Source organism: candidate division TA06 bacterium, from assembly GCA_016208585.1.
Taxonomy (GTDB): domain Bacteria; phylum Edwardsbacteria; class AC1; order AC1; family EtOH8; genus UBA5202.
In genome coordinates this window covers 18,671-40,729 of sequence record JACQXR010000101.1, presented here as the reverse complement: position 1 = coordinate 40,729, position 22,059 = coordinate 18,671, and the positions used below count along the sequence as shown (strand labels likewise).

The window sequence follows — 22,059 nt, the reverse complement described above, 5'->3', positions numbered from 1 at the left end:
GATCATATGCACCACCGGTTCCTGCAACAACGCCTTTCGGTATTTCACCGGTAACACTATGTGGTAGTGCGTTTCCTAGGCACAATGGTATCCTTTCTTCAGGCTCAGAGTACATAAGGATACTATGAAAACCTACGGTTTTCAAACTTTCCCTTTTCTCAGTGGTATCCCTGTGGCAGAGACCACAGGGAATTGCAAGTTCAACACTTAAAATCCTTCGAGTCCAATACAATGGTTACCGGCCCGTCATTCTGAATATCGACCAGCATCTTGGCCCCGAAACTGCCGGTCTGGACCTCGGCCCCGGAACTTTTGAGGACCTCGATAAATCTCTGATAAAGCTTTTCGGCTTTTCCCGGATCGGCCGAATCGGTGAACGACGGCCTTCTCCCCTTTTTGCAGTCGGCGTACAGGGTGAACTGGGAGACGGCCAGCGCTGCGCCCTTGACATCCAGAAGGGACAGGTTCATCCTGCCCTCTTTGTCCTCGAAAATGCGAAGGTTAAGGCACTTGGCGGCCATCTGCTCCGCTATTTGCCCGGTATCGCCGTGGGTGAAACCGCAGAGCAGGCACAGTCCCTGACCGACCTGGCCGATCACGGCGCCAGCGACCGACACGCTGGCCGAAGACACACGTTGGATCACTAGACGCATGATTTCAAAACTTAAAATTCAAATTTAATAATGCAAAATATTGCTCCCGTTGTTCTTTGATTTTGCAATTTTCATTTTGCAATTTGAATTTGGCCTATTGGTGCTTGGCCACCACTTCCACCACCTCCGGAAAGTCTATCCCGTTGCGCTGCAGCGTCTCCAGGGTGGGGACGCCGTCGGCGGTCCAGCCCCGGCGCTGGTAGACCGCCTCCACTAATTTCTGGTAGCGGTCCTCCCGGTACTTGCGGTGCAGGGCCATCTTTTCCTCGGTGGATTTTCCGGCCGGATCTATCTGCATCCAGTCCAAAAGCTGTTTGTCGTAGCGTTCCTGACGGGATTCGTATTCCTCCTTGGTAACCGGCCCCATGGCCCGGTAGGGCGGCTGGTCGTATTTCCTGGTCCCCTTGCCCATCCTCAGGTCGAACACCCGCTGGAACTGGTAGACCCGCTCCGACATTTTGATGATCTCTTCCTTGGTAATCTCCCGGCCGGTGACCCCGGAAAACAGGTCGACGTAGTTCTGGACGTGCTCCGGCACCTTGGCCGCGTCCATGGGGGCGTTCTTGGTCCGATTGTCGCCGGGCTCGATGTCGTTCCAGGGCAGCTTGCACAGGCCGTTCAGCCCGAACCAGGTGCGGAACATCGGGAAATAGTACAGGGCCTCGGCCTTGTCCTCAAAGGTGGGGATCTGGTTATTGACCATGTCCATGAAGATCACCCAGGCCTCGTCGTGCTGGGGGCCCTTGTTGGTGAGATAGTAGCCTCCCTGCTGGGCCAGCGATTCTTTTGACATGTACTCCGACTGCTCCAGCCCCTTGCCCTCCAGTCCGATGTCGTGGAGGAAGGCGGAGTCTCCCCAACCCTTGTCGGCGAATATTCTTTTCATGCGTTGCACGCCCTGGCCGGCGATCAGACCGAAACCCTGCCCCTTAGCCATCTGGTGCATCATCTCTAATTGCGATTCCCCCTTGCCCCAGCTCATGTCCAGCCCGCCGGTGCGTTCGGCGTTGAGAATGCCGCGCTGCCAGCACTCCATGATGAAGCCGGTGATGGTGCCGAAGCTGATGGTGTCTAGGCCGTAGGTGTCGCAGTAGAAGTTGCACTCTATCACCCATAAAGGATCGAAGATCCCGCAGTTGGAACCGCAGCCGGCCGCGGTCTCGTATTCTGGCCCGTCCACCACCACTTGGTGTCCCTGGTAGGGTCCGGTGCGCAGGGTGAACTCGTCCACCCCGTGGGCGCAGGCCATGGAGCAGCCGTACCAGCAGCCGTCCGGGATGCCCTGAGTGAACTGCTTAATCCAGACGGTCTTGTCTATGTTCTGGGACTCGGAGTGGCTGCCGTACTGGAAGTTCATTACCGGCAGCAGATCGTAGGCGTTCATCACGCTGACGATATTGGTGGTTCCCACCTTGCGCATGGTGCACATCTTGTCGTCGAAATCGTGCATCTCCTTGTGCAGTTTGACCCCGGCTCTTTGGATCCGGCCCAGGTCGGCCGGATGGTTCATGTCGCCTTTCACCTGCGGTCCGTGGACCACCAGGGCCTTGAGGTGTTTGTCGCGGAACACCGTGCCGATGCCGCCCCGGCCGGCCTGCTTCAGCCGGGTCACCTTGCGCCGCATATCGTAATAGGAAAAATTGAGGCAGCCGATCAGGCTGTGGGCCGCGGCGGTCCCCGAGCTTACCACCGAGACGTTGCGCAGGTCGGCCTCATTGTCGGCGTACTCGTGGGTGAACTGCTCGGCCGCCACATGCGAGTTGACCGACTCCTGCGGCGCGGCCTCGATGGTGACCTTTCCCCGGACTCCGTCTATCACCACGATCACGTCATCTTCGGCCTTGCCATGGATCTCCAGGGCGTCGAAGCCGGAGAATTTTAAGAGCGGGCCGAAGTATCCGCCGACATTGGAGTCGATGGGGATGTTGGTGATGGGCGACAGGGTGACCACCAGCGACTTGCCGGCCCCGGGATACTGGGTGATGCCGCAGATCGGGCCGGGCGAGATGATGATGTCGTTCTCCGGGTCGTTCCACTTGGTGTCCGGCTTGATGGCGTCCCACAGGTATTTTAAGCCGAAGCCCCGCCCGCCGGTAAAAATCTGCTTGGTAGCCTCGTCGATTTTCTTCTCGGTGAACTTCAAAGCACTCAGATCAATATGCAGTGAACGGTTGTTGTATCCCCTCTGGGGCAGGCTGGGAGTGAAGGAATACTCGGCCAGCACCTGGTGGGCCTTCTTCATCACTTCTATGTCCTGGGTGTATTTGGTATATTCAAAGACCTTGTTCTCGTCCATGGTTCCCTCGCTGTTTGAGTGGTTTAAACCGTTCAAACGTTTCAAACGTTCAAACTGATTGTTGAATGGACCAGGGGTTATCGGTTAATCGCGTTCCACTATCTCCAGGGCCTTCTCGGGGCAGGCCTTGGCGCAGGCCCCGCAGGCCACGCACTTGAAGGGTTCGCTTAAGGAGGGATGGGTGCGCATGGAAAGGGTGGGGCAGTAGCCGACACACATCAGGCAGCCTACGCACAGCTTTTTGTCCGGCATCACCACGCCCTGCTGGTTGCGCTTGAGGGCCAGCACCGGGCAAACCGCTATGCAGTCCCCGCACTGGTTGCAGACGTTGATCTCAAATTTGCCTTCTATCCCTTTGACCTGGATGGCCGACAAAGCCTGATCCTCGGTCCTGAAGAAAGTCTTGGAGCATATCTTCTCGCAGGCCCGCACCCCCTGGCATTTGTCCGGGCTGGTCTTGAGATACTTCATTTTAGCTGACCCGTGTAGGTTTATATTATTTTTTGTTATTTCAGGATACAAAGTTTAATTTTAACATCAAATGACCGCAAAATCAAGAATAAAAATCTTGGCGTGAATACTTTAGTTGAGCAGCCAGACGTCGGGCCTCTTTTAAGAGCAATGTTTTGTGGTTGTTTTTGGGGTTTTCCAACGCCAACTCAAAAAGCTGTTTTAGTATGCGCCCCAGCTTAGGGCCCGGCCCAAGGCCCAGCTCCTTCATCAGGTCGTTCCCGTCGATCTTAAGGTCCTTGATGGAAAAGGCCGGTTTTTTATCAAGTTCTTCTTTGACCGCCTGTTTAAAGGCTTTCAGATACTCCGTATCCCCCTTCATCCCCTGGGCCATGATGTCAGCCCGACGCAAGGCTATCAGGTCGTCCAGGCCGTCTATCCCGGCCTTTGATATCAGCCGCCTTAATCCCTTCCCGGTCTCGGGCACGGCGAACATGTGTCTTCCGATCAACCCTGTGACCCTTTCGATAACCTGGTTGGAATATTTCAACCGGGACAGGATCTCCCCGGCCATTTTTGCCCCCAGCTTGTCGTGCCCGTAAAAATGGGCCCCGCCCTCAAAGACCTCCCGGCACCGGGGCTTGGCCACATCGTGCAGCAAGGCCGTCAGCCGCAGTTCCAGAGTTTTGGGCGCGAAGTCTGACGATTTTATGGAATGCTCAAACACCTTGTAGCGGTGGCAGCCTCCGGGCTGGCTTACGTCCGCGCCCTGCTCCAGCTCTGGCAACAGTATTTTGAGCAGTCCGCTGCGCTGCATCAGCCAGAAACCGACGGACGGCTGATCGGACAACAGCATCTTGTTAAGCTCCTGCTGCACCCGTTCCGGGGAAACTGTGGAGATGAGCCCGGCGTTCTTTTTGATGGCCTTGAAGGTGTCCTGCTCGATGGAGAACCGAAGCCGGGCGGCGAACTGGCAGGCCCGCAGCATCCGCAAGGGATCTTCGGCAAAGGTGTTCTTGGAGACCATCCGGATCAGCTTGTTCTTGATATCCTGAAGTCCGTCATATGGGTCGAGCAACTCTGAATTCAGAATTTTGAATTTTGAATTTTGAATTCGCAGAGCGATAGCGTTGACGGCAAAATCCCTCCGTCCCAGGTCCAGCTCTATGGGAATACCGGGGTCGTACTCTATCGCAAAATCCTTGTGCCCCGGACCGATGCTTTGCTCCTTGCGGGGAAGAGCGATGTCAAAGGTTTGCAATTTACAATTTTCATTTTGCACTTTAAATTTAATAACGCCAAAGGATCTGCCTACCAATTCCACCCGGCCGAATTGTTTGAGGAGACGGGCAAGCTGGTCCATCGGTATGCCGGCGACCAGATAGTCCGCCTCGACCGGCTGGTATTGGGAAAAGCGCTCCGGATCTATGTTCCCCGAGGAGTCAAGGGAATGGCGGATGCGATCGCGCACCGCTCCGCCCACCTCGTAAAGCCGGCCGAAGGAGTTGATGGCTTGGATTATGTTTGCTGGCAATTGCATAGAGTCATTTTAGCTAAATATAAAGTTTAGGAATTTCAATTTTTGGTTTAATTTCAATAGTTCATATTCGCAAACAAAGATAGGGGCCGCATAATTACGCCCCTATGATATTTCCTCCATTATGATGATTCAGGCAACTCCCGGCTTCACTTTGGAATACTCCCCAATTATCTCCATCACCCTTAAGGCCGACCAAGCCACTATGGGGTTGCACCGTTCCAAATGCACGGTTTCCTGATATTTTTTACGATCCTGTTCATTCTTCATGTCCAATCCGGTCAGTTCCCGGCAGCTGGAGTGCCCGAATCTATCTACAAAATCATTGTAGAATTGGTCGGCCGCCGGATAGCAGGGATCCCGGCTTTCTTTGGCATCATCCCGGCCTAAAGCCAGCCCCAGGGCCATCAAACCGCCGCTCAGTGCTCCGCAGAGACTGCCGTTGCGGGCGATGCCCCCGCCGAAGCCAGTGGCCATCCGGGGAATGAACTTTATGATCTCGCTTTCGGTGTAACCGGATTCCCGGCAGACCGCCAGCAGCACCGACTCGGCGCAGTTATAGCCGGAGTTGAAATATTGTTTGGCCTGGTTTTCGATACTCATTTTTCTCTCACCATTTCGGCTCTTCGGTTATCTGGTAGGCGCTTTGGCAGTAGGGACAGTTTATGAACACCGCTCCCTCCCTTACCGCTGCTCGGGCAGGGATTTTCCGGCCAGATCAATTTTCTGGACGATTTCGATCTTCTGGTCGGGCTTAAGCTGGCTCTTCCTGAGTGCCACCGCCATACCGATGCCCGCCGCGAACAACGCCAGCCCGGTGATGATCCGGCTGCCCGGATTGGCGGAATACTCGGCCCGGGCCGACATCAGAAAAAGCACCCCGAAGAATATCAGGATGGCGGCGATGATATAACCGGCTGTTTTCACTTAAAAACCTCCATTTTACCTGTTGAACCCGTTAAACATCTTCAACTGAATATTTGTCAGGTCTTCCCCATCAGCGTCAGCACCAGCAGGATCAGGGAGGCCAGCACTATCCCGGCCACCGCGATCAGGGCCGCTATGTTGTAGAACTTGGAATTGACGTGGTCCCCCATCACGTCCCGGTTGTTCAAAAGCAGCAGGATGAATATCAGGATGACGGGCAGCAGGACGCCCTGCACCGTCTGGGCGAACAGCATTACTTTTATCAGGGGCAGGCCGGGGATCAGGATGGCCGCCCCGCCCAGGATCAGCAGCAGGGTATACAGGCTGAAGAATATGGGGGCCTGGCTGAAGTTTTTATTGATGCCGGTCTCCATCCCAAAGGCTTCGCAGATGGCGTAGGAGGTGGACAGGGGAACGATGGAGGCGGCCATCATCGAGGCCACGAACAGCCCGACGGCGAACAGCACCGAGGAATATTTCCCGGCGATGGGGGCCAGGGCCAGGGCGGCGTCCTCGGCGTTATGCACCGGAATGCCGGCCTTGAACAGGGTGGCGGCGCAGGTGACGATGATGAAAAAGGAAATGAAATTGGTGAAAAATGTCCCCACGAATACATCCAGCTTGACGTAGCCGTAATGCTTCATGGTGATCCCCTTGTCCACGATCGAGGACTGCAGGTAGAACTGCATCCAGGGGGTGATGGTGGTGCCGATGGTGGCGATGAAGATCACCCAGTAATCGGCCTTCCAGACCAGGGTCGGTTTGACCAGGCTGTCCGCCGCCCGGCCCCAGTCCGGCTTGGCCAGGAACCCGGCGATGACATAGGCGGCAAAGAACAGGGCCACTATCAGGAAGAATCTTTCCACAAAACGGTAGGAACCCTTGACCACTAAAAGCCAAAGGGCCAGGACCGTCACCGGAACGGAGATATATTTGCTGACCCCCAGGATCTCCAGGCTGGCCGCGATCCCGGCGAAATTGGCGATGGTGGTGGTAAAATTGGCCACCAACAGCACGATCATGGCAAACAGGGTCCAGCGCAGGCCGAACTCCTCCCGGATCAGGTCGGACAGCCCCTTGCCGGTGACCGCCGCCAGCCGGGCCACCATCTCCTGGAAGAAGGCCAGCACGAAGGTGATCAAGAGCAGCATCCACAGCAGGGAATACCCGTAGCGGGCCCCGGCGATGGAATAGGTGGTGATGCCTCCGGCGTCGTTGTCGGCGAAGGAGGTGATCAGGCCCGGCCCCACTACGCCGAAGATCAGCGCTAATTTGATCCAGAGTTTCTTCATGTCAGATCAGGCGTTTGCGGTGGGAGCGTTTCCATTTCTCGGGGACCACCAGTTCTATCACGTCGTCCACCGTGATCACCCCCAGCACCTGCCGGGCATGGTCGGTCACCGGCAGCATCACCAAGTCATATTTGGAGAACAGGTCGGCCACCTCGCTCAAGGGGGTATCGGGCCGGACCGTCGGTGTGTCGGTGATAATCAGATCGTCTATTTTAGTCTGGGGCAGGGCCACCACCAGATCTCGGAGCGACAGCACCCCGGCCAGTTTTTCCCCGCCCTCGGTCACGATCAGGTTATAGGCTACTTCGGGCTCTGGTTTATCGGCCCGGAATTTATTGAGCACCTGCTCCACCGTCTGCCTCCTGGACACCGCCAGATAGTCGTTGTTCATGATGCCCCCGGCCGAATCCTCCAGGTACTGCAGCAGTTCCTGAACTTCGGCCTTTTCCTCGGACTCCATCTCGTTCATTATCTGGCGGGCGGTCTCCTGGGGCAGGTCGGAGATCAGGTCGGCGGCATCGTCCGGCTCCATCTCCCCGATGATGTCGGCGGCATCCTGGGGCTTGATCTCTTCCACGATGTCGCTCTGCATGGCCGGCTCCACCTCGGTCAGGGTCTCGGCCGCGGTCTCGTCGTCCAGCCGCTCTAATAGATTGGCCCCCTGGGTGACCCCTAGTTCCTCCACGATGTCGGCGATGTCGGCCGGGTGAAGCTTGGAGAGCTTTTCAAAACTGCTCTTCAGATCCGGATCCAGCGGCTCCACGTTGGCCCAGGCTATGCGGCGCTGCATCTTTCCCGACTTGGGCTGCAAAGATTCCGGCAGGCCCAGCCGGTTCAAAAGCCCGGCCAGTCCGGCGTCCACCCAGCGCACCAGGAAGCGTTCGCCCTCCTGTTCCACTTCGATGTCATTCACCCTGTAAACTTTTTTCTTTCTGGTGTCCACCACCTGCTTGTCCAGGATGTGCTCGGCCAGCCGGATCTGGCCCTCGGCCGGAGCCAGATCCGGACATTCATCCAGGTTCCGCTTCAGGTAGATGTAACGGTGGCCCAGCGATTCCACGTCGTTTAAGGAGATGCTCCGCTCCCGGCCGTCATTGTCGGTGATCGCCAGGCCGGCCAGCTCGGCCTGAGTGGGGCGGGCGTTCATTATCCAGTCCGCCAGTTCGCCCAGGTGCTGTTTTTTGAAATGCACCTGGCGGTGAAGATAGTGCGATAGGTATCTCATAGGTTTATCAGGTCCTTCAGTATCTCCTGGGAGATGGAAAGTTTTATCCGTTTCATTTCGTTGTCAAACTGTTCCACCAAGTCCCACATGATGATGTTTTCTATGATCTTTACGTTAAGTTGATTGGCCAGCCGTTCCAGCCGCCGCCCCGCCCCCAGCCGATAGAGCAGGCCTTTGATGCCCACCTCCACCCCCACCAGCCGGAGGTGTTCGCTGAAGCACTTCAGCTTGACATCGTTGACCCGCAGGATCTTCCGGCCTTCGTTGTCTACTATCTGCTGGTCCATCACGTTAGTCTTCAGAAGCAGCTCCCCCTGTTCCAGCTTGCCGGTCTTGACCTCGCTGTAGGCGATCCGCAAGGCGATGCCTTTCTCGTTCAGGCTTTTCACCTGGCGCCAGGGGACCACCGCCTCGAACTTGGCGTAGCCGAAAAGGCTGATCCGCAGCTTGACCGCCACCACCACCGAGGAGACGGTGGGAAATTCCTCGCCCATCTTGATAGCCAGGTCGGATACCCGCCCGATCTTGATGCCCTCCTTGTCGGAGACCCAGAGGTCCAGAAAGTCCTTGGTAAAGCTGGTGGCTTGCTCGGGCAGGGAGATGTTTTTTTTGCAGTGGGGCATTTACAACTGTTTCGTGTTTAGAGTTTGCAGTTGGCCGGTTTAAAGTTGAGGTGATATTGTCCTATGACCAATATGACTGCGGCTTAGACTGGTTTTTCATTTTACCTGGTTGAGCATCTGCGATCCCAGATGTTCCGCCAGCTGCTTGAAGAACCGCACCGCTTCAGGGTCCCTGAATTTCTGGCTCCACAGGTGGGCGGCCAAGCCAGTCTGGCACAGGCCGTAGTATCCGAAGACGATCTGCCCGACTGCAATGTAGCCGGTGGCGAACTGCCCCAGCCCGAACAGCAGGGCCACCGCAAACTGGGCGATGGCGGTAAGCCCGAAGATGAACTGTCCGAAGCCGAACAGCACCCCCACCCCGAATTGGGCGATGGTTATCAGGCCGACGCCGAACTGTCCGATGGCGATCCAGCCCTTGGCCACCCTTAAGCGTCCGTTCCGGTCCTTGCCGATTGAAACGTGGACCAGGGGCCAGCCGTAGTAAGAAGTTTTGGACTTCCAGTCAAAGCCCCACCCGTTCCATACTTGATTGGCCGGCTGGGGCGCCCCGCAGTGGGGGCAGCTCCGGGCATTGGGGCTGACCTCTTTTTTGCATTCCCGGCAGATTGTCATACTCATTTTTCTTCGACCTCCAGTTCGGTTTGCGGCTCCTCTTTGTCCAAGTTTTCCTCTTTGGCATCATCAATCAGCTGGCGGATCTTGGGCGGCATGGCCTGCTCCTCGGTGGGGTACCGGACCAGGATCTGGGCCAGGATCCTTATCTGCTCCTTGGGCATCAGCCGCTTGTTGATGATGATCTTTTCTGTGCCCTTTAACTTGCACCAGCCGCCCCGGCCCTCAAATTCGTCGAATTTGATGGACAGGCCCAGTTTTTCGGCCAAAAGGGTCATGGCTTCGATTATTTGATTGTCACGCATTATCTGTTATTTTTTCGCTTTTCATGTTTTGTTTTATAATCGGTCTGTCCGGGTTTTCGTTGTCAGTCGCCCAATACAAAGGGTTCTCGATGATATATTGTCTGATTTTATCGTATCTGGAGTTACCCAAAAAATGAATGTGTGAGATTTCTAACTATATGAGGCAAATTAGGTTATGAACGTAAAAAAGTGATAACCCGCGATTTATAAAATCGGTTTTTCAGTCACCATTGAGTCTTGTAATGAAATATATTTGGCTTTAGACAAAATTAATTGATTTTGCCGCTTTTGGCGGGCGGGGCCAGAGGCGCTTGCCACACAGAATGTGGTGGGTGGCGCTTCCGGCTAAAGCCGGCTTAATTTCTTCATTTGTGGTGAGCCCTTCGGCCTACTCAGGGCAGGCTTACCAAACCACTTGTAGTGAGCGTTGCCGAACTATTTTAATTAATCGTGGAACATAACATACCTTTTGAAAAATGGGGTAAGTCCATTTTATCGTATGATTTATCGTTACGGATGATATGTTCATAGAATCGTCCCTGCCAAATTGTTTCACCCGGGTATTGCGACAGAGGTTAATATTTTTGGTTATCGATGATTCTATTGCGCCAATGATGGTTGACAATGAACCCGGTTGCGGTTTCCCGAATGCCCGTTTCCCCGTAGGGACATGGCACGCCATGTCCCTACAATTGCCATCACCGGTAATGACAATGATCATCTGCACATGGTTCGGCATTACAATGTGCGTATCTATGATTACATCCGGGCGCAATTTCCCGGTTTTCGTTATTTCATCGTCCGCGATCCGCCCCCATTCGTTCAATTGCATTTGGCCCTTGACGACCTGTCCATATATGCATTTACGGTCCCGGGTGCAAATCGTAATATAATATGCCCCTTCCTGCGAATAATCGTATTCCGGCGGATGGAACGACGGTGATTCATCACGTTTTTATTTCAGGTCCTTTTCCTCAACCACTTCCGCCTCAAACACAAACAACTTCGTCTCCTTGTCCCTCCAGGCATCTTCCGGCAGGCCCGCCTTGTGGGCGCAGAGATAATTCAGGGTCTCCTCCCGGTTCCAGCCCTCCTCGGCCGCCACCTGGGGCAGGAACACGCCGGAGCGTCCGCCCCGCTGCACGATGATGCCATGCTGGCCCGGGATGAACTCCTCCGGCTTGTCTATCTGTCTTTTCGGAGTCAGCGCCGAGATCTCGTATTCCAACTCCGGCAGCTCGGCCTCGGTGACCTCAGAAAAGCGCGGATCGCCTACCGCCGCGGCCACTGCCATCTCGGCCACTGCCAGGTACAGGGGCTTGATGCCCTCGATGTAGCCAATGCAGCCCCGCAGCTGCCCCTGTTCTTTTAGGGTGACAAAGACCCCGCGCAGTTCGGCCAGCCTGGGGGTCAGCGGAGTAAACCTGGGTTTGGGCAGTCCCTTGACCTCAGCCTCGATGGACAAGTGAGCTATCCTGAACAGTTCCCGCTTTTCCTCCGGGGTTAGCTTTCCGTTTTCGGTTTGGTTTCCTTTTTGATTTCTGATTTCTGCTTTCTGCTTTCCGGCCTTGTATAACCCCGCCGCCAGATACCCCACCACCTGGTCCTTTTCCCCGGTGATATCGCCCGAGGTCCGGTAATCGTAGACCACGCCCTGACCGGCCCCCAGCAGCTTGGAGGCGATCATGGCCGTTACGATCGGCCCGCCCCCGCAGGCTTCGCACTTTTCAAAGGCCAGGTCCCCGGATAGTTTTTCGAAGTCGTAATTCTCTATTGCCTTGACCACTTTCTGGTCCAGCTTCTGGGCCTCGGCCTGGGAATGATAATGGGACAGGTCGCTAGAAGCCAACAACAGGAAGCCCTCACCCCCATTGAGTGCTTGGACAATGGAGTTAGCCAGTCTTTCGCAGGAAGCCAGTGAGTGCTCGGACATCATTATGGGAACGATCTCAAATCCCGGGTCCAATACCGCTTGCAGGAACGGAAGCTGGATCTCCAGCGAATGCTCCTGGGCGTGGGCCGCCGGCAGGTCCTTGATATGGGTCCGGTCCTGGTTGATGATCTTTTGGCAGAGTTCCGCGTTGATCCCCGCCTTGCCCAGCGGGGTTTCCCATTCTCCGGAGGCGTAGACCGCGGCCCCCTCGAAATAGGCGCGGTGGCTGGGGCCGATCATCACCACGGTCTTGATGCCAAGGCCTTTGAGATTTTTGTAGGCAAAGGCCGCCACCGGCCCGGAGTACATCAGCCCTGCGTGGGGAGTCACTATCCCAAACAGTTTGGAGCTTGAGCGGAAGACCCTGGCCGCCTCCAGATATTTTGCGATCTCGGCTTTCAGCTTTGCCGCCTCGCCCGGATACCAGCTTCCGGCAATGATGGATCGTCTGATGCTCATATCAACACCCAATTTGAAATTTGCAATTTGCAATTGATAATGGCTTTGTTGCGTGAATAAGGGGTAATTTGGTATAATCGGCCGTGATTAACGAACTGAAAGGGGCCAGAAGGTGAAAACATCACGTAACAACCCGAGATTAGTCTATTCGGATGTTGCCATTGAAACGGCGTTGAAGCTCAAAGGAATATACCATTTGCCATTGCGCCAAACTCAGGGATTTGTCGATTCTTTATTTAAAGCGCTGGGCGTGCCAGTTACATCGCCTGATTACACTGATAATTGTTCAACCCCGATCCGCGAACCGCGGGTAGTCCATCCCGAACCGTTTTTTATGGTAAACTTTCAGCGCCAGGTAGGTGGCCCCCAAAAGCAGGAAGAATACGGGATACATCAGCCCCACCAGCAGTGCCAGCGCCAAGGAGCCGCCCTGGTAGGAAAGCATGGTCCAGCGCATCTTCTGGGTGATCACCGCCGTCAGAAACAGCGGCAGGGCGCAGCCAGCGGCTATCAGGCACAGCCTGTCGTTCAAGTGGTAAGCCAGTCCCGCCGAGGCGGCCATCAGGCACAGCCCTAAAAAGATGGTGGAGGTCCCGCCCAGAAACACGCCGGTGGTGATATTGCCGGTGGCCTTGTCCGAACGATAATCGGGAATGGTAGTGTTGACATATACTGCCGCCACCGCCAGCATGTAGGGCGCCGCCGCCAGCCATATTTTCTCGGAATATTCCCCGGAAACCAGCCAGCCCGCGGTAAAGGCCAGCCCGCCGTAACCAAAAGCGTTGGCCGCCATGTCCAGAAAAGGCTTGGCCTTGAACTTGAACGGCGGCGCCGAGTACAGCAACCCCAGAATCCCTGAGACCAGCATCATCACCGCAAAGACCCGGCTGAAGTAACAGACGGACAAAACCAGGGCCAAGACCATCAGTATCCCCGCTTCCGCCCAGATGCCGGTCTTGCTGACATAGCCCTCGGCCACTAAAAACAGTTTCTTGTTGAGCCGGTCGGTTTTGATGTCAAAGATCTGGTTGACTATATAGACCGCGCCCATCAGTCCGCTGTAAATGGCCAGGGCCAGCCATAACCGGGGAGGCAGCAGCCAGAGCGGCTTGACAACGGTCCCCGCCAGGCGCTCGGCCTGGTAGTGGCCGACCAGCAGCATGGTCCAGGCCGGTGCCAAAAGGATCGGCCGCAGGACGAAGAAGTAGTCCAGGATATTTAATTTTTTATCTTTCATTTCATCTTTAGCTGAATGACGCCGTAACAAATAATGATAATCCTGAATATTATTATAACAAGGACGTTTAATGATGTCAAGAAAAGAAGCCGAACCTGCTCGGAAAATGTAAAAAAAGTTTACCTGGGCTCCAAAGACTATGGGAATATTTCAAAAATAAATCCCACGTTTTTTTAAAAAAAGATTAAAAAAAAAGACTTGACAAAACAATCGTTTTTACTATACAATATGGTATTAACCTTAAATCTTAACTTTTTAAAGGTACCCAAAGGGGGGGATGCGCAAAAATGATCAACCACACTATCATAATCGCCAATCTGCTTCCCACGGATGACTTCTCTGGGATAGTTGCGCCCCCATGCCACAGTTGATTTGAATTGATCTTCTATACAGGGCCATGGGTTTGCGCAAAACCTGCGGCCTTTTTTCTTTTACCATTCTTCGCCACGGCGATAAAACCGGGCGAAAAGCCGCAGGAAAAAGTTAAACCTGTGGCTTTTTTCTTTAGAGGCGGTGTAAGAGTGAGGTCAGCCACGACAACGAAGGAAGGACAATATGCTGAAGATACTGGGACGCCGTTTAAAAGATGACCGGGAACTTTGCGAATTGCATAAACTGGATCGGATTGTAAAGAGCATTTCGTTACCTGATCTCCGGACCATCACCGGGAAATCCATCATAAACTAAAAACAGAGACCTTGAGAAAAATATTCAATGGACCTTTTAACCTTAGGCTGGGATGATCATTTTGAGCATAATTTCAAGTTGCTCGTCTCCACCCTGCCCGAAAATAAGAACCTTTTACCCGGCCGGGTGGCGGCCGTCCATTTAAGCCTGGTAAGAGTCTTGACGGAGCCGGGCGAGCTGGAACTGGCGGTCTCGGGAAAACTGCGGGATAAGATCGCCCTGAACGATCTGCCGGAAAAATGGCTGACCGGGATCCCGGCGGTGGGAGACTGGGTGGTTTTTGACCACGATCCGGCCAACCGGAGCGGGACCATCAAGGCCATTTTGCCGAGGAAGAACTGTTTCACCCGGAACCGGGCCGGAACTTTGACCGAACAGCAGGCCATGGCCGCCAACATCGATGCTGTTTTCATCGTGGGAGTTTTGAACGACAAGCTGAATTTCAGCCGGCTGGAACGGTATCTGGTCTCGGCCAGGAACTGCGGGGCGCGTCCCGTCATCGTCTTGAACAAGTCCGATCTCTGCCCCGATCCGGCGGAAAAACAGAAAGAAGCGGAACAGGCGGCTAATGGGATTCCGGTGGCGGTGATCAGCGCCGGTTTGGACCGGGGACTGGAAAAACTGTGGGAATATCTGCCGGAGGGCGGGACCTGCGTCTTCGTCGGCAGTTCGGGGGTGGGGAAATCCACCATCATCAACCGGCTGACCGGAACCGATTCCCTGGCCACCGGAGAGCTGTCAGATTACAAGGACCAGGGCCGTCACATAACCAGCAGCCGCAACCTGTTCCTTTTGCCGAATAAAAGAATGGTGATTGACACTCCGGGTTTAAGGGAAATGCAGTTGTGGGCCGGGGGCGATGGTCTGAGTCAGACATTTGAGGACATCGAGAACCTGGCCCGCTCCTGCCGCTTCAACGACTGCCGCCATGCCGGGGAACCGGGCTGTGCGGTAAAAAGCGCCATTGAGAGCGGAATACTGAATCCCTCCCGTTACAAGAGTTACCAGAAGATGCACCGGGAACTGGCGGCGCATAAAAAAAGACAGGCCATGAAAAATAAGATCACGGAACACCGGAGCTCCCAGAAAAAAACCCGGAACGGGCAGCGGCGGGAAACGTTGGAGGAGGAATAACCGGGTTGACCCGCAAAATAATAATCAAACAAAAATGGCAACCTTTCAACCGCGAAGCATGCACTGAGCCCGGCCGAAGTGGCACGAAGGCACACACACTATTAACGATTTACGATTAACAAATAACGAAGTGGTGCCTTAGTGGCTGAATAGTTGCAAAAATGAAATTATTGGAATTATCCTATGTGGTTCGATGAAAGCGACGAAAATATAGAAGAGCAGCCTGCGGCGAAAAAGATCTACGACCGGCAGCTCTTAAAACGGATGCTGCCCCTGCTGAAGCCATTCAAAATGAGGGTTATCGGCGGAGGGCTGATTCTGACGGTTTCCTCGGCGCTGGGGCTGCTGCCTCCCCTGCTGTTGAAACGGGCCATAGACGTCAACATCGCCGGTGCGGATTTCAGGGGGCTATTGATAACGGTGGGGTTTTATGTCCTGCTCCAGCTGGCCGCCTTCGGCGTCAATTACATGATGCTGGTGATACTGGAGTCGCTGGGGGTGAAGATCGTCTCGGCCTTGAAGGAACAGCTGTTCGGCCACCTGCTGGGACTGGATATCGCCTATTTCGACCAGCATCCGGTGGGGCGGCTGATCGCCCGGGTGGAAAGCGACACCGAGGCCATCCGGCGCCTGTTCACCTCCACCATGTTCACGGTGATAGGCGCGGTGGTCAGCCTGGGCGGGATGATATTCATCATGCTCGGAGTCAGTTCCCGGCTGTTCCTGGCCGTTTCCACCCTGATCCCGGTGATCGCGCTGTTGACCATCCTATTCCAGAAAAAGGTCCGGCCGATGTTCCTGGTGGTCCGCAAAAAATACGCCGAGATCGTGGCCTACCTGACCGAGATGGTTCAGGGCCTGAAGGTGATCCAGGCCTTTTCCCGCGAGGACGCGGTCAAACAAAAGATGGCCAAACTCAACCGCTCGTATATCAGGACCCTGCTCCCGGCCGATGTAATGACCATGGGCTTCTTCAGCCTGGTGGGGGTTTTTGAGATAATCGGGCTGGCCATCATCCTTTTGGTGGGCGGCAACATGGTGGCCAAAGGCTTTTTGACCATCGGAGCCATGGTGCTGTTCCTGGGATATTTAAGACAATTCTTCATGCCGGTCTACGCCTTTTCGGAACAGGTGGGCATAATGCAGCGGGCCTTTGCCGGCGCCCAGCGGGTCTTCGAGATCATGGATATTAAGCCTCAGGTGATCAATGCCGAAGACGGCTGCGCCTGGGACAGTTTTAAAAACGCCATTGAGTTCCGGGATGTGAATTTTTCCTACCTGACCCGGGCCGGGAACGACGAGCCGGATTGGGTGCTGCGCGACATCAATTTCACCGTCAACAAAGGCGAGAAGATAGCGCTGGTGGGCGCCACCGGCGGCGGCAAAAGCTCCATCGTCAATCTAATGCTCAGGTTCTACGACCCCCAGTCGGGCAGCATCGCCATTGACGGAACGGACATCAGAAATATTCCGATTGACAGACTGCGCCGCCATTTCGGGCTGGTATTGCAGGATGTCTTCCTCTTTCCGGGGACGGTCAGGGAGAATCTGACCCTGGGGTCGGAGATGAGCCGGGAGCGGCTGGACCGGGCCATCGAGATACTGGGCCTGCAGAGAATGCTGGATAAAATGCCCAACGGCCTGGAATCGGAACTGGCCGAGCGGGGCGCCAACCTCTCCCAGGGGGAGCGCCAGCTGGTTTCCTTCGCCCGGGCCCTGGCCTTCGACCCCCAGATCCTGATCCTGGACGAGGCCACCTCCTCGGTGGACCCGATGTCGGAAAGGTTGATCCAGGAAGGCATCAAGCGCCTGCTGGAAGGGCGGACCGCAGTGATCGTGGCCCACCGGCTCTCTACCATACTGGACGCCGACAAGATAATGGTGATCCACAAGGGCCGGATCGTGGAGTCCGGCAGACATCAGGAACTATTAGAAAAGAACGGTTATTATGCAAAGTTATATAGAATCCAATTCGCCTAAAGACACCGGCAGTTTAAGGCTGATCTTCGGATGGCTTCACCGCTACTGGACTTCACACCGGCTGAAGCTTTTGATCCTGCTGGCCATGACCATGGTCCATACCGCTTTGGCCATCAGCTATCCAGTCTTTTTCAAGTTAGTGGTGGACGGACTGGTCAGCCAGCTTCCCCTGCAGCAGTTGACCCGCAATGTGCTGTTCCTTTTGTTGCTGGGGGTGGGCGCGGCCATTGTCAACTGGATGCTGATGTCCACCCGGGGCTGGACCAACATGAACATCGAGGCCGAACTGCGGAACAAAATCTTCGCCAACCTCACCAGGCTGGGACCCTCCACTTTGTCCGGTTACCGGACCGGGGACGTGGTCACCCGGCTGACCGACGATCTGGCCGAAAAGTTGTCCTGGTTCACCTGTTCCGGCCTGTTCCGGGCGGCGCAGGGGCTGGCGCTGTTCGCTTTCATCATGATCGTGATGTTCCGGCTGAATGCCACCCTGGCAGGCTTTGCCCTGCTTCCGGTGCCCATTGTGGCCTGGCTGTTTCTGTACAACGAGAAGACATTTGAAAAGCGCTTCCTCAAGCTGCAGAACGCCATCTCGGCGGTCAACGATTTTCTGGAGGCCTGCTTCTCGGGCATCAGGGTACTCAAGGTCTATAACCGCCAGGATCATCAGAAACAGGGGTTCTCCAGGGCCATGGACCGCCGGATAAAGGCCGAAGTGAAAACCATCCAGTCCGAAGGCCTGTTCAACTCCTCCAATATCCTGATCGACCAAATGGGCGTGCTGGTGGTACTGCTGGCGGGCGGCTGGCTGGTGATCAAGGGAAGGCTGACCCTGGGCAGTTTCGTGGCTTTCAATACCTACAGCCTGATGATGATTGAGCCTTTATGGAACATGGGCAATTTCTTCATCACCGGCAAGCGGGCCGCAGTCTCTTACGCCCGGGTCAGAGAGCTGGAAACAGCCTTGCCCGAGGTCGGCAATCCCTTGTCCCCGGCTGCGATTTGCTTTACAAAAGATATCGAGTTCAATGATGTCTCCTTCAGCTACGGAAAAAATGACAAATACCAGTTAAAGGACATCAGCTTCAACGTGGCCAAGGGCGAGAAGATCGCCCTGATGGGCGAGGTGGGCTGCGGGAAAACAACTTTGGCGCATATGCTGCTCCGGCTGCACGACCCGGCTTCCGGCGCAATCAAAATAGACGGGACAGACATTCGGGACTTTAAACTTTCCGAACTTCGCAGCATCATCGGCTATGCCCCGCAGGAAGCCCTGTTGTTCTCCGACAGCATTTTGAACAATGTCATCTTCCACCGGAAAGAAGTTGACCAGAATAAAGTCGTTGAGGCCGGGCGCATCTCCCAGTTGGAAAAGGAGGTCAAAGGCTTTGCCCAAGGCTACGACACCCTGATCGGCCAGCGCGGCGCCAGTCTCTCCGGCGGGCAGAAGCAGCGGACATCATTGGCCCGGGCCATCGTGGAAAGGATCGCCCTGGGACATCCCCAGATTCTGATATTGGACGACATCACCTCGGCCCTGGACGCCACCACCGAAGCCTTGGTCTGGCAGGAATTGAACCAGAAGCTCCCCGGAGTCACCTGTTTCATCATCTCGCACCGGACTTCCACCATCGAGCGGGCCGACAAGATACTGGTGCTGAAGGACGGCATGATCGTGGAGCAAGGCAGCCATCAGGAACTGATGGCCAAGGACGGTTATTATGTGACCCTGCGGGAGAAGGAAATGTTGCAGGAGAACGGAAATGGACAGAACGGAAGAAACCAAGAAGATGGGAGGATGGGAAGATAAGAATGCTTTTCGAATGGATTGCAAGAGAGCTTGATCCCCGGCCGTGCAGTTCGGCCGAGCTGCTCTACGACGGGATGGAATCGCAATCCGGGTACTGTCTGCCGATCATTTACCGGCCGTTCGATTGCGGAAAGAGATCACACTGGCTGGATCGGGGATGGATACTGGACTACGCTGAAAGTCTGCACTGCGGGAGCAAGCGTATACTGGACTTTGGACCGGGCGACGGCTGGCCATCGTTACCTCTGTCCGCTTTTGCGGCCTCGGTGACCGGGGTTGATTCTTCGCTAAAACGGGTGCAGGTCTGCACCGAGAACGGCAAACGGATGAGCGCGATCAACGCAGAATTTATCCACGTACCATCGGGACAGCCGCTGCCGTTCAAAGATAACAGCTACGATGGGATTGCCGCAGCTTCGTCCATAGAACAGACGCCGGATCCCCAGGCAACCATCGCCGAATTTTGTCGGGTGTTGAAGCCCGGCGGGATTTTACGGATACAGTACGAGGCACTTGGCCAATACCGGGGGAAAAGCGAGCGTGAACTATGGTTGGATAAGACCGGCGACAATACGTGCCGGCTGATCTTCTATGACCGCATAGTCAGCGAGGAAAGGGCGGTAATGTATGGTCTGTATCTGGATATTCCGTCAAAGGCAGTGATACAGGCTCTGAAACCCGGCAGCGACGCCCTTGCTTTCGATGATGTAAGCATCGATGGCTTAAAGGCCCTCAAAAAGCGCGTTGTCGACGCCAAACTATGTTCACTGCAACATCCTTCGGGAAAAACATACTTAACCTGGCTGCGACAGGCGGGCTTCAGCGATGTCAAGGGGACATGCAACGGCGGGGCTTTTGCCAAACAGTTGTTCGACCAAATACCGGTTATTGGCAGACCGGCGTCTCTTGAAGAACTCGACATTATGCTGCGACCACTGGTTAAGAGGGAAATCATGCGGGAGGCGGATATCAGTACCGATCCGGCGATCACGACTGTGAAGTAATACAATAATATTGTCAACTTGAATCGATGATTCAGGAAAACTCCCATTCAATAATTGTTTCAGAACTGAAGTCCGGTCATTTACAATATAACATATTTCTGCGATAAGAAGACCGGCAAGCTGAAACGGAACGGGTAAAAGGCATCAGCCGCCCATCTATTAATCAGGATAAACTCCGACACGGAGCCGCTGATGAAATGATAATTCAAGAAAGGAAAGACATGAGCTATACTTGCGATTTGGCATACTGCTTATCCCTGATTCTGGGGGACGACGCCGTTGCCAGTGAGATTCGACATACGCCTACCGATGGAGGGTGTTTAACACCGCCCTACAGTGGCCGGGGAAATACGTAATACCGGCCTTGGTTCGGATTCGGGGATGCAACAAGCCCTTCGACAAGCTCAGGGCAAGCCCCGATGAAGCTGGAATCGGAAATAATCGCCGTCCCTAAAGGACGGCGGTGAATCGGCCCCTGGTTGGATCAAGCCTGGATCCCGTAAGGGAAGAACAAACGGAACCCCGGCTCCTTATTATTTGTACAAATTACAAAATAAGGAGACCGGAGGATGAGCAGAAGCACGGAAAACACCGGGTTTCACTGTACCCATTGTAATAAACCTGTTACCAACGGAAGTTACCACAACCATTGTCCATTTTGTCTGCATTCTTTGCATGTTGACTTCCTGCCAGGAAACCGGCAGAATACTTGTCGCGGCCTGATGTCACCGGTTGGAATACGTAACAGTAAGAAAGGCTATCAAATCGTGTTCCGTTGCTGCCGATGCGGGAGCAACGGGGTAAACCTCGTGGCCGAAAATACCATACAGCCGGATGATTTCAATCTATTGCTTAGCCTCATGCAGGCAGGGTGTTTGGTATTACGATAGCACGGCGCCTGACCCGTCACAAATAAAGGGCAAAAGCAAAGTTATTCAACACTCTATTATTACTGCAATAGGAAGACCGGCAAGCTGAAAAGGAATGGAGCGCTCAAGACGGAGCTATTCAAAGACTCCGCCTTGCTTGTTTGTAAAAAGTTACTTTTTATGGTAAAATGATATATGATCTTATCAGTCTTGTTTAATTTTTTCATGCTATTTTGTTATATATGTGTTTCTCTCTCCAACAATTGACCCCAGTCCAGCAGGACGCCCTCAAAGAGGTGTTTAATATCGGGTCGGGCCAGGCGGCTACCACCCTGGCCGAGGTGTTGGGCCTGAAGGTGATGGTCTCAGTGCCTTTGATCGGAATCAAGCCAGTGGACGAAGCGCTGGGCGCCTTGGCCAAGCCGGGCATCCCGGTCTTGAGCTTAGTCAACATCTTCGCCGGGGACGTCTCCGGGGCCACGGTCTGGCTGATGCCGGGCGACAAGGCAAAAGATTTCGCTCAGCAATGCTGGCAGCACATGCCTCAGGCCCGGAAATCTCCGGAGTTCAACTTCGGCCAAATCCACCGGGAGATCTCGGAGATCATGAACAGCGCCTACCTTAACGCCATGGAGGACATGCTGAACCTGATGACCGTGCCCTCAACCCCCCTGATGCTGTCCGGCGTGATGAAGAACATTTTGGGAAAGATCCTGGCCGAGCGCACCGAGAGCGGCCTGGTAGCCTACGTCCAGAACAAATTCAGCTTTGGGGAAAAGGAGCACGGATTCAGCGGGTAAGGTAGATGCTACGGCGGACGCCGTCGGCCATGGCCTTTGGCGCCGGACGATGTCGCTGATTACTCAAGGCGGATAACCCCGCCACTGGCGGGGTAACCTAGGGAAAGGAACCACGGGCTTTGCCCGTGGGGCTCCATTTTGGATAAGGCTCTGTAACTATTGACATATGTAGTTATTTTAATTATCATTATAATTCGTCAAACAACATCCCCGCCCCTGCAAG

Annotated in this window: 19 protein-coding genes, 1 pseudogene and 1 other annotated feature; of the genes and pseudogenes, 7 read left to right on the top strand and 13 right to left on the bottom strand. The window is 54.7% G+C overall.

What is annotated here, in order from left to right:
- Positions 1-200: 200 nt before the first annotated feature.
- The 12 genes from HY768_07845 to amrB form a co-directional block, all read right to left on the bottom strand.
- Positions 201-653 carry a D-tyrosyl-tRNA(Tyr) deacylase gene (locus HY768_07845; GenBank protein MBI4727119.1) on the bottom strand — a complete coding sequence of 151 codons (453 nt, stop codon included), beginning with the start codon at positions 651-653 and terminating at the stop codon, positions 201-203.
- 94 nt (positions 654-747) lie between these two features.
- Positions 748-2,895, bottom strand: a complete 2,148-nt coding sequence (locus HY768_07840) for an aldehyde:ferredoxin oxidoreductase (protein MBI4727118.1) — start codon at positions 2,893-2,895, stop codon at positions 748-750.
- 138 nt (positions 2,896-3,033) lie between these two features.
- Positions 3,034-3,420 carry a 4Fe-4S binding protein gene (locus HY768_07835; protein MBI4727117.1) on the bottom strand — a complete coding sequence of 129 codons (387 nt, stop codon included), beginning with the start codon at positions 3,418-3,420 and terminating at the stop codon, positions 3,034-3,036.
- 82 nt (positions 3,421-3,502) lie between these two features.
- Positions 3,503-4,933 carry an HDIG domain-containing protein gene (locus HY768_07830; GenBank protein MBI4727116.1) on the bottom strand — a complete coding sequence of 477 codons (1,431 nt, stop codon included), beginning with the start codon at positions 4,931-4,933 and terminating at the stop codon, positions 3,503-3,505.
- 135 nt (positions 4,934-5,068) lie between these two features.
- The gene (locus HY768_07825; protein ID MBI4727115.1) at positions 5,069-5,539 is read right to left on the bottom strand and encodes a C_GCAxxG_C_C family protein; all 471 of its coding nucleotides are present in this window, start codon (positions 5,537-5,539) and stop codon (positions 5,069-5,071) included.
- A gap of 81 nt (positions 5,540-5,620) precedes the next feature.
- Positions 5,621-5,863, bottom strand: coding sequence for a hypothetical protein (locus HY768_07820; protein ID MBI4727114.1), 243 nt, complete (start codon positions 5,861-5,863; stop codon positions 5,621-5,623).
- Between the two features lie 56 nt (positions 5,864-5,919).
- Complete coding sequence (locus HY768_07815; protein MBI4727113.1) at positions 5,920-7,155, bottom strand: Nramp family divalent metal transporter; 1,236 nt, start codon at positions 7,153-7,155, stop codon at positions 5,920-5,922.
- Position 7,156: 1 nt separating this feature from the next.
- Positions 7,157-8,380 carry a magnesium transporter gene (locus HY768_07810; GenBank protein ID MBI4727112.1) on the bottom strand — a complete coding sequence of 408 codons (1,224 nt, stop codon included), beginning with the start codon at positions 8,378-8,380 and terminating at the stop codon, positions 7,157-7,159.
- Positions 8,377-9,003, bottom strand: a complete 627-nt coding sequence (locus HY768_07805; GenBank protein MBI4727111.1) for a hypothetical protein — start codon at positions 9,001-9,003, stop codon at positions 8,377-8,379. Before HY768_07805 ends, HY768_07810 begins: the two co-directional genes overlap by 4 nt.
- A 96-nt stretch (positions 9,004-9,099) precedes the next feature.
- Complete coding sequence (locus tag HY768_07800; protein ID MBI4727110.1) at positions 9,100-9,624, bottom strand: zinc ribbon domain-containing protein; 525 nt, start codon at positions 9,622-9,624, stop codon at positions 9,100-9,102.
- Positions 9,621-9,923: a hypothetical protein gene (locus HY768_07795; GenBank protein ID MBI4727109.1), complete on the bottom strand. Its 303-nt coding sequence runs from the start codon at positions 9,921-9,923 to the stop codon at positions 9,621-9,623. Before HY768_07795 ends, HY768_07800 begins: the two co-directional genes overlap by 4 nt.
- 955 nt (positions 9,924-10,878) lie before the next feature.
- A complete protein-coding gene (gene amrB, locus HY768_07790; protein ID MBI4727108.1) occupies positions 10,879-12,315 on the bottom strand; it encodes an AmmeMemoRadiSam system protein B in 1,437 nt (478 codons plus the stop codon).
- A 145-nt stretch (positions 12,316-12,460) separates the two neighbouring features.
- Here amrB and HY768_07785 point away from each other — a divergent pair.
- Positions 12,461-12,592: pseudogene (locus HY768_07785) on the top strand (transposase).
- Between the two features lie 9 nt (positions 12,593-12,601).
- On the opposite strand, the gene HY768_07780 reads toward HY768_07785, so the two are convergent.
- Positions 12,602-13,552, bottom strand: a complete 951-nt coding sequence (locus HY768_07780; protein ID MBI4727107.1) for a UbiA family prenyltransferase — start codon at positions 13,550-13,552, stop codon at positions 12,602-12,604.
- Between the two features lie 714 nt (positions 13,553-14,266).
- Here HY768_07780 and rsgA point away from each other — a divergent pair.
- The 6 genes from rsgA (at position 14,267) to HY768_07750 (ending at position 21,836) form a co-directional block, all read left to right on the top strand.
- Complete coding sequence (gene rsgA / locus HY768_07775; protein ID MBI4727106.1) at positions 14,267-15,373, top strand: ribosome small subunit-dependent GTPase A; 1,107 nt, start codon at positions 14,267-14,269, stop codon at positions 15,371-15,373.
- Positions 15,374-15,556: 183 nt separating this feature from the next.
- Positions 15,557-17,353: an ABC transporter ATP-binding protein gene (locus tag HY768_07770; protein MBI4727105.1), complete on the top strand. Its 1,797-nt coding sequence runs from the start codon at positions 15,557-15,559 to the stop codon at positions 17,351-17,353.
- Complete coding sequence (locus HY768_07765; protein MBI4727104.1) at positions 17,322-19,163, top strand: ABC transporter ATP-binding protein; 1,842 nt, start codon at positions 17,322-17,324, stop codon at positions 19,161-19,163. Before HY768_07770 ends, HY768_07765 begins: the two co-directional genes overlap by 32 nt.
- A gap of 2 nt (positions 19,164-19,165) precedes the next feature.
- A complete protein-coding gene (locus tag HY768_07760) occupies positions 19,166-20,167 on the top strand; it encodes a class I SAM-dependent methyltransferase (GenBank protein MBI4727103.1) in 1,002 nt (333 codons plus the stop codon).
- A gap of 413 nt (positions 20,168-20,580) precedes the next feature.
- Positions 20,581-20,645 (top strand) — a sequence feature (possible 16S ribosomal RNA but 16S or 23S rRNA prediction is too short).
- 91 nt (positions 20,646-20,736) lie between these two features.
- Positions 20,737-21,057: an RNHCP domain-containing protein gene (locus HY768_07755; protein ID MBI4727102.1), complete on the top strand. Its 321-nt coding sequence runs from the start codon at positions 20,737-20,739 to the stop codon at positions 21,055-21,057.
- 221 nt (positions 21,058-21,278) lie between these two features.
- On the top strand, positions 21,279-21,836 hold the full coding sequence (locus tag HY768_07750; protein ID MBI4727101.1) for a chemotaxis protein CheC: 558 nt from the start codon (positions 21,279-21,281) through the stop codon (positions 21,834-21,836).
- Positions 21,837-22,059: the final 223 nt, after the last annotated feature.

What these genes read in the sequence shown, in the direction of transcription:
- HY768_07845 (MBI4727119.1), bottom strand. Translation starts at nt 653, where the DNA reads ATGCGTCTAGTGATCCAACGTGTGTCTTCGGCCAGCGTGTCGGTCGCT.
- HY768_07840 (MBI4727118.1), bottom strand. Translation starts at nt 2,895, where the DNA reads ATGAAGAAGGCCCACCAGGTGCTGGCCGAGTATTCCTTCACTCCCAGC.
- HY768_07835 (MBI4727117.1), bottom strand. Translation starts at nt 3,420, where the DNA reads ATGAAGTATCTCAAGACCAGCCCGGACAAATGCCAGGGGGTGCGGGCC.
- HY768_07825 (MBI4727115.1), bottom strand. Translation starts at nt 5,539, where the DNA reads ATGAGTATCGAAAACCAGGCCAAACAATATTTCAACTCCGGCTATAAC.
- HY768_07815 (MBI4727113.1), bottom strand. Translation starts at nt 7,155, where the DNA reads ATGAAGAAACTCTGGATCAAATTAGCGCTGATCTTCGGCGTAGTGGGG.
- HY768_07810 (MBI4727112.1), bottom strand. Translation starts at nt 8,380, where the DNA reads ATGAGATACCTATCGCACTATCTTCACCGCCAGGTGCATTTCAAAAAA.
- HY768_07805 (MBI4727111.1), bottom strand. Translation starts at nt 9,003, where the DNA reads ATGCCCCACTGCAAAAAAAACATCTCCCTGCCCGAGCAAGCCACCAGC.
- HY768_07800 (MBI4727110.1), bottom strand. Translation starts at nt 9,624, where the DNA reads ATGAGTATGACAATCTGCCGGGAATGCAAAAAAGAGGTCAGCCCCAAT.
- HY768_07795 (MBI4727109.1), bottom strand. Translation starts at nt 9,923, where the DNA reads ATGCGTGACAATCAAATAATCGAAGCCATGACCCTTTTGGCCGAAAAA.
- amrB (MBI4727108.1), bottom strand. Translation starts at nt 12,315, where the DNA reads ATGAGCATCAGACGATCCATCATTGCCGGAAGCTGGTATCCGGGCGAG.
- HY768_07780 (MBI4727107.1), bottom strand. Translation starts at nt 13,552, where the DNA reads ATGAAAGATAAAAAATTAAATATCCTGGACTACTTCTTCGTCCTGCGG.
- rsgA (MBI4727106.1), top strand. Translation starts at nt 14,267, where the DNA reads ATGGACCTTTTAACCTTAGGCTGGGATGATCATTTTGAGCATAATTTC.
- HY768_07770 (MBI4727105.1), top strand. Translation starts at nt 15,557, where the DNA reads ATGTGGTTCGATGAAAGCGACGAAAATATAGAAGAGCAGCCTGCGGCG.
- HY768_07765 (MBI4727104.1), top strand. Translation starts at nt 17,322, where the DNA reads ATGCAAAGTTATATAGAATCCAATTCGCCTAAAGACACCGGCAGTTTA.
- HY768_07760 (MBI4727103.1), top strand. Translation starts at nt 19,166, where the DNA reads ATGCTTTTCGAATGGATTGCAAGAGAGCTTGATCCCCGGCCGTGCAGT.
- HY768_07755 (MBI4727102.1), top strand. Translation starts at nt 20,737, where the DNA reads ATGAGCAGAAGCACGGAAAACACCGGGTTTCACTGTACCCATTGTAAT.
- HY768_07750 (MBI4727101.1), top strand. Translation starts at nt 21,279, where the DNA reads ATGTGTTTCTCTCTCCAACAATTGACCCCAGTCCAGCAGGACGCCCTC.